Consider the following 12733-nt stretch of genomic DNA (forward strand, 5'->3'; position numbering starts at 1 on the left):
CCTATCCAGGATTTACGGGATGAGCAGGGCCTTGTGCTACCCAACCGCAACGCTCAGCAACCCTGAGGACTGCTGCCGCTCCTCTTGACACCGGTACTGGTCTGGACCACTTTTGGTCTGCACCAACCCCCCTTCAACCTCCCGACGCGCGGGCGTCGCCCCCAGGAGGCCAAAATGTCAGGTTCACGCCATAGAATCCCCGGTTCGGACCCGGACCGCCGCCGACCGCGGCGCATCCTGCCCCTGCTCACCGCCGCCGCCCTGAGCGCCGCCGGGCTCGGCCTGGGCGTCACCATGTCCACCGCCCACGCCGCGGACGCCAACCTGGCCGCCAACCCCGGCTTCGAGTCCGGGCTGTCCGGCTGGACCTGCACCGCCAACAGCGGGACCACGGTCAACAGCCCGGTGCACAGCGGCAGTTCCGCGCTCAAGGCGACGCCGACCGCCTCCGACGACGCCCAGTGCTCGCAGGTGGTCAGCGTGCGGCCGAACTCCAGCTACTCGCTGAGCGCCTGGGTGCAGGGCAGCTACGTCTACCTCGGCGCGACCGGCACCGGCGGCACCGACCCGTCCACCTGGACCCCGTCGGCCTCCGCGTACCAGCAGCTCAGCACCAGCTTCACCACCGGCGCGAACACCACCTCGGTCACCGTCTACCTGCACGGCTGGTACGGGCAGCCCGCCTACTACGCGGACGACGTGAGCCTGACCGGGCCCGCGGGCAGCGGCGGCACGCCCACACCGACGCCGACGCCGACCCCCACCCCCACACCGACCCCGACGCCGACGCCCACCCCGCCCAGCACCTCCTCCGGCCTGCCCAAGCACGCGGTGACCGGCTACTGGCAGGACTTCTGCAACGGCGCCACCGTCCAGAAGCTCTCCGACGTCAACAGCCAGTACGACATCATCGCGGTGGCGTTCGCCAACGCCACGTCCACGCCCGGAGCGGTGGACTTCTCCGTCGACCCCTGTCTGAACTACACCGACGCGCAGTTCAAGTCCGACATCAAGGCGGCGCAGGCGGCGGGCAGGAAGGTGGTCATCTCCGTCGGCGGCCAGAACGGCACGATCTCGGTCTCCGACAGCACCTCGGCCACGAACTTCGCCAACAGCGTCTACACGCTGATGCAGAACTACGGCTTCGACGGCGTGGACATCGACCTGGAGAACGGGCTGAACCCCACGTACATGAGCCAGGCGCTGCACGCCCTGTCGGCGAAGGCGGGACCGGGCCTGATCATCACCATGGCCCCGCAGACCATCGACATGCTCTCGCCGTCCAGCGACTACTTCGCGACGGCGCTCGACATCAAGGACATCCTCACCGTCGTCAACACCCAGTTCTACAACTCGGGTTCGATGAACGGCTGTGACGGAAACGTCTACTCGGAAGGCTCGGTGGACTTCATCACCGCGCTGGCCTGCACCCAACTGCGGGGCGGCCTGGACCCGTCACAGGTGGGGATCGGCGTTCCGGCCTCCAGCAGCGCGGCGGGCAGCGGCTATGTCTCGCCGTCGGTGGTGAACAGCGCGCTGGACTGCCTGACCCAGGGCACCAACTGCGGTTCCTTCAAGCCGCCGCAGACCTGGCCGACGCTGCGCGGCGCGATGACGTGGTCCACCAACTGGGACGCGTCCAACGGGAACTCCTTCGCCAACGGCGTGGGCACCCACGTGCACGCGCTGCCGTAACCCTCGCCGCCGGGGTCCGGGCGGCAACGCCGCCCGGACCCCGGCGTTACGGCTTGGGGAGAGCTGGTGGGGTACGGAAGCGAACCCTCACGAACGGCGCCGCGCGGCGACAGCGTCCGTGTACTGCTCGGTTGTCAGATCCTCCTGACCGATCCCCAACTGCGCCAGCACGTCGCGTACCGCATCCAGTGCCGCCCGCAACTCGTCCTCCGTCACCAGCGTTTCCACCTCGATAAACGTGCCGTCGATCTCCGGCACCCGCACGAGTGTCGCCAGTATCCGCCGCCCAGCTGCCTCGAACTCATAGTTCTGGCAGTGCTTTTCGAACTCGATGACGGGTGCGTAGCCAAGCCCACGCAACATGGCGTGTACCGCGTCCGGATCCTCAACCCGCGTCTCGTACTCGGGCTTCGCCCCGGAGGCCGCGTCCACCCGTGCTTCCTTGTAGGTGAGGACCGACCTGTTCCCATCAGGTCCACTCACGGTCCGCACCCGCAGTTCGCGGTCGCTGTCCATCAGGGAGCCGTCAGGCAGGTCGAAGTAGGTGTCCCGATACACCTCAACCCGCGCTGTGGCCCGCCCCTCCAGCCCCGCCTCGACCTTCTCCGGCTCTCGCACCCGAGCCTTCAACTCGGCCTCGATCATTCCCTCTCCGCCTCTTCACACCACACGCTCGGAGTCCGCGACCATCGCGTCAAACATGCGACGGAACCCTCGGTGCAGCGGCCCGTACGGTGTCTGCACCACCTTGTACGTGGCCGACTCGTGTCCTTCCCACCCGGCGTCGAAAGCCGACACGAACAGCGTCGAGTCCAGCCGGATGATGCGCCACGTGGGCAGCGACCGGTACCGCCAAATCCCCAACTCGCAGTGCTGGGCGAGTTCTCGGAGCCGAGCTTCCGCCAGCCGCACACCATGGGCGAGGGACTCCACCGACTCTCCGATCTCCGCAGCTCGCAGCGACAGAGCAGTGGATTCAGGGTGCAGCAGCAGGACCCGTAGCCGCAACGGCGCGGACCCGGAACGGGTGAACGACTCCCGCAGCAAACTGTCGTTGAGGGCGAGCAACCCGAGCCCCCGGACGGCAAGGACGTCAACTTCACGCGCTGTACGTGCCTCGTGCTGCATCTCATCAGCGGCCGACGCCTGCGACATGTAAACACGCACGACTTCGGGGAACGCCGCGAGATCGACGGCCCTTCCGCCACTGCCCTCCCGGGATGCGGCGAGGCCGAGGAGGCGCCGGGCATCGTCCGGCATACCGAGGCCGTCAGCAACCCGTTCGAACACATCGAGCCTGGACACCTCACGACGTCCATTGATGACCTCGTTCACCCGGCCCTGGGTCATGTCGACCGCCGAGGCGATCCGCGCCTGACTGACTCCACCGAACTGCTGAACATATCGGAACACGGCCCCTATGTCCCGGCTCCGGAGCGCCTGACGCATTTCGGCTCGCTGCCAAGCCCATTCGGGAAGTTCAACGAAGGCGACTGGTGCCATGTGGGCAGGCCCTCAGCTCACATTGGGATGGAATGTCATCTCACGGTGAGATTACCGTGCGGGTATCGAAACATACCCCGTGTAACCGGATCCTCGAAGCGTGACAAGAAGCTACGCTTCCTCCCCCGCCTGGCTGCCTCCAGGACTACGTATCTCGTTGCAACCAGCAGGACGGTGGTGGGACGCGGTTCGAGTACCCCGCCGACTCGCGGAGCCTGCCCGCGCCGCCCTCGGGGCGGAGAGCGGAGCCGTGCTCGAGGATCCCTCCGCAGGCCTCCATTACTGGTTCATCCCCGTGCGCACAGCAGCGGACTGGGCCTTTCCTCGCCATGCGGACATCCACGTCCACGGCGAAACCGCGTACATCCCGATTCCGGGAACCCAGCGGACCACCGGGCCGCGCTGGCTCATCCCGCCCCGTCCCGACACCTACATCACCGATCCGGACAAGCTCCTCGCCGCCCTGTACGACGCGGTGGAGACAGCACTCGGCCCACGCGAAGGCTGCACGGCACCATGGGACGCCGCCTACTGGCTCGCGTCAACCACCAGTGCGCCGGGGCCAGTTCTACGCGAGTGGGCAAGGGGCGAACTCTCGCTCATCCCTACAGGCGTGCGGTTCGACGTTGTGCGCGTGATCCATCGACTCGGCTGCCGGCTGCTGCGCGATCTGCATGCCCACCCCGGCCTCGGGCCTGTCATGCACACCGGGAGCACAGCGGTTGAATTCCTCGTTCCCAAGGGAACGGCCACGACTTGGTCCATGCCGCTCACCACCTCGATCGGCAAAGGCAAACGGCTCGCCTGCCCCGACCCGCGCCTTCTCCGCCGTACTGTCCGGCGGCGCCACTGGTCACACTGGCCGCAGGCCGCCGAGGGGCCCGCCCTCACCGATCCCGATTTGCTGGCGAACGCGATCCACGCCGCGGGCGTCCGTCAGCAGGGCGAGTTCACGAGTTGACCGCACCCTGCTGAGCGTCCATACGACGCGTGCGGCAGCGCATCACGGATGCCCCGCGCTGAAGCGAACGCCCTGGCGGGCGCGGTGCCAGGGCGTTCTGTCGGTTGGGTTACGGCTTGGGGAGCGTGCAGTCCGGCAGGGTGAGGTCGACGGTGTTGCCGGTGCCCACGCAGGGGGCGATCAGATAGGTCTCCTCGGCGTAGCCGATGCCCTGGTGGATGGTGACGTTGCCGCTCTGGTCCACCTCGCAGGGGTTGTCCAGGGTGCACTGCTCGCCGTTCTCGTTGGTGGTGTTGTTGACCGCCACCACCTGTCCGGTCGAGGTGTCGATGACCGGGGAACCGGAGGTGCCGCCGATGACATGGCAGTCGGGGGTGTACCGGACGGAGTCCTTCCAGGTCCAGTCGGCCTCCTTCACCTCGTAGGCGAAGCCGTCGATCGCGCAGGAGTAGGTGGACTGCCAGTACCCGGAGACCACCTCGACGGAGTCCCCTTGGACCGGGTGGCTGGTGGCCAGCGGCAGCGCCTCGATCTGGTACTGCTGGCGGATCTGGGCGTAGGTGCTGCTCAGTTGGTACAGCGTGATGTCGGTGTCGGTCATCGTCGCGTACAGCACCTTGCTGGCCTGCAACGTCCCGACCTGATCACCGGCCGCGTCCAGCAAAGTGAACGTCCGGCTGGACGGCTGGTCGGTGATGACCTGGCCCGCGGCGGGCATCCCGCTCTCCAGGCAGTGCCCGTTGGTCATGACCATCGCCGGGTCGTCGTCCGCCGCGGCGGGCGTCCTGACGACCGACCCGGAACAGTCGTCCAACGCCACCGTCCCGGCGAAGCCGACCTGCACGTCCGCGGGCCGGGTCGCGGCACCGGCCGGTGCCGCGGTGACACCGAGGAACGTGATGAGGGCGAGAGATGCTGCCGACAGGGCGGCGATGAGAGGTCTTTTCATGTGGGGGGATCCTCTCCGTACCGGAGCGCTTCCGGAATTGGCATGCACATTGTCGGATCACGCGGCCGAGAAGAGAACCCCCATGGACATGACCTATCGTCAGATCTACTGTGGTATTGGTCCAGACCAAGCCTGGGCGCTCACATCGACCCTGAATCCCCCACGTTCCTCAGGAGTTGAGCCATGCGCGGAAAGCTCGGTGTGGTGATCGTCGGCCTCGGTGTCCTCGGGGCCTGCGTGCTCGCCACCGGCAGTGCCAGTAGCCATGGGTACACAAGCCAGCCGCCGAGCCGTCAGGCGCTGTGCGCCGACGGCACCGTGGGCGACTGCGGCGACATCCAGTACGAACCCCAGAGCGTCGAAGGGCCGAAGGGCTTCCCGCAGGCGGGGCCGCCGGACGGCGCCATATGCAGTGGCGGCAACAGCCGCTTCGCACAGCTCGACGACCCGCGCGGCGGCCAGTGGCCCACCACCCAGCTCACCGGCGGACAGACCTACGACTTCACCTGGACGTTCACCGCCCGGCACGCCACCACCGACTTCGAGTACTTCATCACCAACGACAGCTACGACCCCACCCAGCCGCTGACCCGGGCGGAACTCCAACCGCGGCCCTTCCTGACCGTCCCGTACGGCGGCAGGCCGCCGTCCAGTGCAACCGTCACCCAGCAGGGCACCGTCCCCGCCGGTCTCACCGGCAGGCACCTCATCCTCGCGGTGTGGAACATCGCGGACACCGGCAACGCCTTCTACGCCTGCTCCGACGTGCAGTTCTGACGCCGGCCCCACTAAGGGAATTCTCAGTACTTCCTCATCCGGTGGATATGGTGCCGCGTTCGAACGCGCGGGCAGGGTGGGCGATCGTGTATCTCTCTGCCTCCTCGTACGGAAATCCGCCCGCGGCGCCCTGGCGCACTGGTGTATCGCTGTTGAACGGGTGGCTGCCGCTGACGGCGCAGATCGTCACGGTGGTGCTGCTCGTCGTGGTCGTCGGTTGGCGTACCAGGCGGTGGAGACTCCTGTGGCTGCCGGTCGCGGCGGCGGTCGGGGTACTCGGTGCGCTGGTCGTGCGGTGGTACGTGGATGCCAACGCGCTGGCGACCGATCCGGCGCCGACCTCGTTGTGGGTGTGGATCGGGGTCACCGCGGGCGCGTTGGCCGTCGCCGTGCTGGGCTGGCGGGGCGCACGCTGGTGGCGAAGGGTGTTGTCGCTGCCGGTCATCCCGTTGGGGCTGCTGTGCACGGGACTGGTGCTCAACCAGTGGGTGGGGTACTTCCCCACCGTGCAGGAGGCCTGGGCCCAGATCACGGCCGGACCGCTCCCCGACCAGGTGGACGCCTCGCAACTGGCTGCCCTCCAGGGGAAGGCGAGCACCATGAGCACCGGCCGCGTGGTCGGCGTCAACGTCCCCGACACCGCGAGCGACTTCACGCACCGCGAGGAGTACGTGTACCTGCCGCCCGCCTGGTTCGCGGGCGCCCACCATCCGCGACTGCCGGTGCTGATGATGATCGGCGGCGAGTTCAACACCCCCGCCGACTGGATCCGTACCGGCGGCGCGATCAGCACCATCGACGCGTACGCGAGGTCCCACCACGGCGAGGCGCCGATCCTGGTGTTCGTGGACTCGGGCGGCAGCTTCAACAACGACACCGAGTGCGTCAACGGTCCGCGCGGCAACGCCGCCGACCACCTCACCAAGGACGTGCGGCCGTACGTCGTCTCCCGCTTCGGCGCCTCGTCCGACCCGGCCGACTGGGGCGTCGTCGGCTACTCCATGGGCGGCACCTGCGCGGTCGACCTCGCCGTGACGCACCCCGAACTGTTCGGCACCTTCCAGGACATCGCCGGTGACCAGGGCCCGATCGTCGGCGACAAGCAGACCACGATCAAGGACCTGTACGGGGGCGACGCCGCAGCGTGGGCGCGGTTCGACCCGATGACGGTACTGGCGAACCACGCCGCGTACACCGGCACCGCGGGCCGCTTCGACAACAATCCGCCCGGCGGCGGCACCGGCTTTCCGGGCGGCGGCTGGGGCGGCGGCCGCAACCGCGACGGCCGTGGCGGGCACGGCGGAAAGCACTGGCACGGCGGCGGCAGCATGACCCGCTCCGGCCCCATGGGCTTCGGCGGACGCGACATCCCCGGTGACGGCATGGGCAACCAGGCGGCGGACGCACAGCAGTTGTGCGCCGCCGCGAAGAAGAAGGGGATCGCCTGCACGCTGAACTACGAGCCTGGCGGCCACACTTGGCAGTTCGCCGGGACGGCCTTCTCCGACGCGCTGTCCTGGTTGGCGGGCCGGGTGCACACACCGAACGCCTGACCGCCGCCGCGCGAGCGGCCCTAGCCGAGTACCGCCAGCGCGTCGATCTCGACCAACAGCCCCTGGGGCAGCCCCACATACACCGTCGTCCGTGCGGCCGGGGCGCCCTTGAGGTCGGCGAAGTACTCGTCGTAGATGCCGTTGAACTCCGCGAAGTGCGCGGTGTCCGTGAGGTAGACCCGCACCATCACCACGTCCTCCCAGGTGGCACCGCCCTCTTCGAGGACCGCCTGGACGTTGGCGAGGGTGCGCAGGGTCTGCTCGCCCAGCGTGGGGCCGGCGACGGTGGGCGGCTGGCCGGGTTCCGCCGGGAGGAAGCCGACCTGGCCGGCTACCTGGAGGATGTTCCCCTTCTTCACCCCGTGCGAGAACCGGGCCGGGGGCTGGGTGTGGGTGACCGGGGTGATCGCGATCTTCTCGCTCATGGGTGCCTTTCCACTCTTGTTCTCACCAGGGGTTCGGGGTCGTTGACCGGCGGTCTGCCGGAGTACTCCCGGCTGATCGCCTCGGCGGTGCGCAGCACCAGAGGGCGCAGGGCGAGGAGTTCCTCGGCGGAGACCACGACGTTCGGCGCGGAGACCGACAGGGCGGCGCCGACCCGGCCGTCCGCACCGCGGATGGGCGCGCCCAGGCAGTTGATGGACTCCTCGTGGCCGCCGAGATCGCTGGCCCAGCCCTGTTCGCGGACCCGGGCCAGCTCGGCGAGGTACGCGTTCGCGTTGGGCGTCGAACGGGCGGTGTACGCGGGGTAGTCGAGACGCTCGGCGACCGCGCGCCGCTCGGCCTCGGGCAGATCGGCGAGCAGGAGTTTGGCGACGGCGGCGACGGTGATGGCGACGGGTTTGCCGATCCGCGAGTGCATCCGCACCGGATAGCGGCTCTCCACCTTGTCGATGTAGACGACCTCGCCCTCCTCGTGGACGGCGAGATGCACGGTGTGCCCGCACGCCTCGTTGAGCGCCACGAGGTGCGGATGGGCGATGTCCCGTACGTCCAGTTGCTCCATCGCCTCCTGGGCCAGGGCGAACAGCCGGGCGCCCAGCCGGTAGCGCTGGTCCCGCTGGCGGTAGACCATGCCGTGCTCGTGCAGGGTGCGCAGCAGCCGCAGCGCCGTCGACTTGTGGACGCCGAGCCGGGTGGCGACCTGCTCCAGGTTGGCCGGCCCCTCGGCGAGCAGCGGCAGGATGCTCAGTGCGCGATCGACGGTCTGACTCATGGCGTGGCCACCTCCGCGGCCTCGGCGGTCCATCCGGGCCCGAGTCGCAGTCTGCCCCACGCCTCGTCGCTGAGGCCCGCGAGGGCGTCGGCCCGCTCCCGGGGCGGCGGGGTGCCGAGGTCGCCCGGAACGGTGAGCGCGGCGGCGGCCAGCAGATGGCCGTGCCGCAGCCGCTCGCGCACCGGCAGCCCGCGCAGCGTGCCGGAGAGGAATCCGGCGGCGAACGCGTCCCCGGCGCCCACCGGCTCGACGACGTCCACCCGGGCCGCGGCGGCCGAGGTGGCCGTACCGTCGTGGAAGGCCACCGCGCCGTCCGCTCCCCGTTTGACGACGAGGACGGCGGGCTCGGGCAGCGCGGCGCGGATCGCGGCGGCGTCCGGCAGTCCCCAGGCGGCCTTGGCCTCGTCCTCACCGACGAACACGATGTCGCAGCCGCGCGCCAACTCGACCAGTGCCGCCGGGTCGCGTGAACGCCACAGCGCCGGGCGGAAGTTGACGTCGAAGCAGACCCGTGGCCGCCCCTGCCAGGGCCGGGTCAGCTCGGTCATCAGGGCGTGGCACGGCGCGGAGAGCGCGGCCGTGATGCCCGACAGGTGCAGCAGCCGCCCGGAGCGCACCGCCGCGCGGTCGAGGTTGTGCGGTGACATGGCGGCGGCGGCCGAGCCGGAGCGGTAGTAGAGCACCGCGGTGCGGTCGGCGAGGCGTTCCTTGAAGTAGATGCCGGTGGGCCGGGTGCCGTCGCGCCGCACGGCGCCGACGTCCACGCCCGCGGCGGCGATCTCGGCCAGCAGGTGGTCGCCGAACCCGTCGGCGCCCACCCGGCTGATCCACCGCGTGCGGTGGCCGAGGCGGGCCAGCGCGCAGGCGACGTTGGACTCGGCGCCGCCGATGCCGCGGTGGAACACCGCCACGTCGGCGAGGCGCCCGGGCCGTGCGGGCACCAGGGTGACCATGGACTCCCCCAGGCACACCACGTCGAAGGTCACCATCGCCCCGCTTCTTACCCTGTCGTACACCGTTGACCCGATGCTCGCCGGGATGTTAGACAGCACGAAACACAGATCGCAACGACCGTTGCACACTATGCAACAGCACCTCCGGGAGGGCGGATGCACGTCGAGGAGTTGTCCGAGGAGCGGATCGACCACCGCTTCAAAGGGCTGCCGCCGGACGCCGAGGGGCTCACGGTCGGCGAGTTGGCGGCCGAGCGCCGCTCCGTCTTCGACGGCGGATTCACCACCCCCGTCCTCACCCTCTCGGCGCCCGCGCTGGAGCACAACCTGGCGCAGTTGGAGGAGTACTCCGCCAAGCACGGCCTGGCGTTCGCCCCGCACGGCAAGACCTCGATGGCACCGCAGCTGTTCGCCCGCCAACTCGACCACGGTTCCTGGGGTATCACGGCGGCGACCCCGAGCCATGTACGGGTGTACCGGGCGTTCGGGGTGCAACGGATCTTCCTGGCCAACGAGTTGGTGGACGCGGCGGCGCTGCGCTGGCTGTCCGGCGAGCTGGCCGCCGACCCCGACTTCCGTTTCGTCGCGTATGTGGACTCGGTACGCGGCGTGGAGCTGATGGACGCCGCGCTGACGCACCGGGTCGACGTGGTGGTCGAGTTGGGCGCGCCGGGGGCCCGCACCGGAGTGCGCGACGAACCCGCGGCGCACCAGGTCGCCGAGGCGGTGGCCGCGGCCCGCCATCTGCGGCTGGTCGGGGTGGCCGGTTACGAGGGCGAACTCCCGGACAAGACCGAGGAGACGGTGACGGCGTGGCTGCGCCAGCTGGTGGCGCTGGCCCGGGAGCTGGACGCGCGGGGGCGGTTCGCCCAGGCGGACGAGATCGTGCTGAGCGCGGGCGGCAGCGCGTGGTTCGACTCGGTGGCGGAGGTCTTCTCGACGGTCGCGGCCGACGACTTCTCCCGGCCGGTGCTGAAGCTGCTGCGCTCGGGCGCGTACGTGACCCACGACGACGGCCACTACCGGCGGATCACGCCGTTCCACGGCCGGGTCGAGGGCTCGCTGCGGCCCGCGTTCCGGCTGTGGGCGCAGGTGGTGTCCCAGCCGGAACCGGGGCTGGCGGTGGTCAACGCGGGCAAGCGGGACGTGCCCTACGACCTGGACCTGCCGGAACCCCAGGTGGTGCGGACGGCGTCCGGGGCGGAGCGTGCCGCGACCGGGATGCGGGTGACCAGACTGGCCGACCAGCACGCGTTCGTCGCCCTGGAGGAGGGCGCGCGGGTCGAGGTCGGGGACTGGGTGGGGCTGGGGCTGTCGCATCCGTGCACCACGTTCGACAAGTGGCAGCTGATTCCGCTGGTCGAACAGGACGGGACGGTCGTGGACTTCGTCCGCACGTTCTTCTAGGAGGGTTCTCCCCCGCCGACCCCCCGCCGCAGCCGGCCGGGAGGCCGGGCGAGCCGGAAACCATCGACGAGCGGAAGGCCGAAATGGACACCGTACTCCGCGACGTCACCGTCATAGACGGCACCGGAAGTGCCCCGTACCGCGCCGACGTTGCCCTGGCCGAAGGCCGCATCGCGGAGATCCACCGGGAGCGGTCGGCCGGAACCCGCCCCTCGGCCCGAACCGTCGTGGAGGGCGGGGGCCTCGCCCTCGCCCCCGGCTTCATCGACATGCACGCGCACAGCGACCTCGCCCTGCTGCGCGACCCGGAGCACACCGCGAAGGCCGCCCAGGGCGTGACCCTCGAAGTCCTCGGCCAGGACGGCCTGTCGTACGCCCCGGTGGACGACCGCACCCTCGACGAGGTCCGACGGCAGATCACCGGCTGGAACGGCGACGGCTCCGGCGTCGACTTCGACTGGCGCACCGTCGGCGAGTACCTGGACCGCCTGGACCGGGGCATCGCGGTCAACGCCGCGTACCTCGTCCCGCAGGGCACCGTCCGTATGCTGGCGGTCGGTTGGGAGGACCGTCCGGCCGCCCCGGCCGAACTGGCCGAGATGCGACGGCTGGTGGCCGACGGCATGGCGCAGGGCGCGCTGGGCATGTCGTCGGGACTGACGTACACGCCGGGGATGTACGCGCCGACGAGCGAACTCACCGAACTGTGCCGGGTGGTGGCCGGGTTCGGCGGCTACTACTGCCCGCACCACCGCAGTTACGGCGCGGGCGCCCTGGAGGCGTACGCGGAGATGGTCGCGCTGTGCCGGGAGGCGGGCTGTGCGCTCCATCTCGCCCACGCCACCATGAACTTCGACGTCAACAAGGGCCGCGCCGCCGAACTGCTGGCACTGCTGGACGCCGCGCTGGCCGAGGGCGCCGACATCACGCTGGACAGCTATCCGTACCTGCCGGGCTGCACCACCCTGGTGGCGTTGCTGCCGAGTTGGGCGAGCGAGGGCGGCCCGGAGGCCACCCTGCGGCGGCTGCGCGACGAGACGGCCTCGGCGCGGATCCGGCACACCCTGGAGCGGGAGGGCTCGGACGGCTGCCACGGGGTGCCGATCGACTGGGACCGCGTCGAGGTCTCCGGGGTGTCGGATCCCGCGCTGGCCGGGCACGTCGGCCGGACCATCGCGCACACCGCCCGGCTGCGCGGCGAGGCCCCGTTCACCACGGCCCGGGAGCTGCTGCTCGCCGACCGGCTGGGGACCACGGTCCTCCAGCACGTCGGCGACGAGGAGAACGTCCGGACGATCATGAGGCACCGGATCCACACCGGCGGCAGCGACGGCATCCTGATGGGCGACAAGCCGCATCCGCGTGCGTACGGCACGTTCCCGCACTACCTGGGGCGGTACGTGCGGGAGCTGGGGGTGCTCTCGCTCCAGGAGTGCGTGGCCCATCTGACCGGCCGCCCGGCCGCCCGGCTCGGTCTGCCCGACCGCGGCCTGGTCCGTCAGGGGTACCGCGCTGACCTGGTGCTCTTCGACCCGCAGACGGTGGCCGCGGGCGCCACGTTCGACCGCCCGCGGACACTGCCGACCGGCATCCCCCATGTGCTGGTGGACGGCCGGTTCGTGATCAGGGAGGGCCGCAGGACAGATGTGCTGGCGGGCCGTTCGGTACGTCGACGTGGCGAAAAACACCGAGCGGGCGGTGAAGGGTGGTCGTAGGGTG

General features: G+C 70.1%; 12 protein-coding genes. 6 read left to right on the forward strand and 6 right to left on the reverse strand.

All coding sequences use genetic code 11. From position 1 onward, the window contains the following. Positions 1-174 precede the first annotated feature (174 nt). Entirely contained in the window at positions 175-1695 is a 1521-nt protein-coding gene (locus P3G67_RS23280) for a chitinase (RefSeq protein WP_276095197.1), read from the forward strand. Positions 1696-1782: 87 nt separating this feature from the next. Here the strand turns inward: P3G67_RS23280 and cyaB are convergent, their stop codons facing one another. Together cyaB and P3G67_RS23290 are read right to left on the reverse strand one after the other, a co-directional pair. Further along, positions 1783-2340 carry a class IV adenylate cyclase gene (gene cyaB / locus P3G67_RS23285; RefSeq protein ID WP_276095198.1) on the reverse strand — a complete coding sequence of 186 codons (558 nt, stop codon included), beginning with the start codon at positions 2338-2340 and terminating at the stop codon, positions 1783-1785. Positions 2341-2355: 15 nt separating this feature from the next. Then, positions 2356-3108 carry a helix-turn-helix domain-containing protein gene (locus tag P3G67_RS23290; protein WP_391858323.1) on the reverse strand — a complete coding sequence of 251 codons (753 nt, stop codon included), beginning with the start codon at positions 3106-3108 and terminating at the stop codon, positions 2356-2358. A gap of 340 nt (positions 3109-3448) precedes the next feature. Here P3G67_RS23290 and P3G67_RS23295 point away from each other — a divergent pair, with 340 nt between their 5' ends. Beyond that, positions 3449-4159 carry a hypothetical protein gene (locus P3G67_RS23295; RefSeq protein ID WP_276095200.1) on the forward strand — a complete coding sequence of 237 codons (711 nt, stop codon included), beginning with the start codon at positions 3449-3451 and terminating at the stop codon, positions 4157-4159. 109 nt (positions 4160-4268) lie between these two features. On the opposite strand, the gene P3G67_RS23300 is transcribed toward P3G67_RS23295, so the two are convergent. After that, positions 4269-5108 carry a S1 family peptidase gene (locus P3G67_RS23300; RefSeq protein WP_276095201.1) on the reverse strand — a complete coding sequence of 280 codons (840 nt, stop codon included), beginning with the start codon at positions 5106-5108 and terminating at the stop codon, positions 4269-4271. A 183-nt stretch (positions 5109-5291) separates the two neighbouring features. Between P3G67_RS23300 and P3G67_RS23305 the strand changes: the two genes are divergently transcribed. Together P3G67_RS23305 and P3G67_RS23310 are read left to right on the forward strand one after the other, a co-directional pair. Next, positions 5292-5885 carry a lytic polysaccharide monooxygenase auxiliary activity family 9 protein gene (locus tag P3G67_RS23305; protein ID WP_276095202.1) on the forward strand — a complete coding sequence of 198 codons (594 nt, stop codon included), beginning with the start codon at positions 5292-5294 and terminating at the stop codon, positions 5883-5885. A gap of 152 nt (positions 5886-6037) precedes the next feature. Continuing rightward, positions 6038-7438, forward strand: a complete 1401-nt coding sequence (locus tag P3G67_RS23310) for an alpha/beta hydrolase (RefSeq protein ID WP_276095203.1) — start codon at positions 6038-6040, stop codon at positions 7436-7438. 20 nt (positions 7439-7458) lie between these two features. Here the strand turns inward: P3G67_RS23310 and P3G67_RS23315 are convergent, their stop codons facing one another. The 3 genes from P3G67_RS23315 to P3G67_RS23325 are packed head-to-tail and all read right to left on the reverse strand — an operon-like array spanning position 7459 to position 9643. Then, the gene (locus tag P3G67_RS23315) at positions 7459-7863 is read right to left on the reverse strand and encodes a RidA family protein (protein WP_276095204.1); all 405 of its coding nucleotides are present in this window, start codon (positions 7861-7863) and stop codon (positions 7459-7461) included. Beyond that, positions 7860-8654, reverse strand: coding sequence for an IclR family transcriptional regulator (locus P3G67_RS23320; protein WP_276095205.1), 795 nt, complete (start codon positions 8652-8654; stop codon positions 7860-7862). Before P3G67_RS23320 ends, P3G67_RS23315 begins: the two co-directional genes overlap by 4 nt. Next, positions 8651-9643: a sugar kinase gene (locus P3G67_RS23325; protein ID WP_276095206.1), complete on the reverse strand. Its 993-nt coding sequence runs from the start codon at positions 9641-9643 to the stop codon at positions 8651-8653. The genes P3G67_RS23320 and P3G67_RS23325 overlap by 4 nt, the downstream gene beginning before the upstream one ends. 120 nt (positions 9644-9763) lie before the next feature. Between P3G67_RS23325 and P3G67_RS23330 the strand changes: the two genes are divergently transcribed. Together P3G67_RS23330 and P3G67_RS23335 are read left to right on the forward strand one after the other, a co-directional pair. Then, complete coding sequence (locus P3G67_RS23330) at positions 9764-11014, forward strand: amino acid deaminase (protein ID WP_276095207.1); 1251 nt, start codon at positions 9764-9766, stop codon at positions 11012-11014. A gap of 83 nt (positions 11015-11097) precedes the next feature. Then, entirely contained in the window at positions 11098-12729 is a 1632-nt protein-coding gene (locus tag P3G67_RS23335) for an N-acyl-D-amino-acid deacylase family protein (protein ID WP_276095208.1), read from the forward strand. Positions 12730-12733 lie beyond the last annotated feature (4 nt).

The sequence above is a fragment of the Streptomyces silvisoli genome (assembly GCF_029269905.1).
Lineage (GTDB): Bacteria > Actinomycetota > Actinomycetes > Streptomycetales > Streptomycetaceae > Streptantibioticus_A > Streptantibioticus_A silvisoli_A.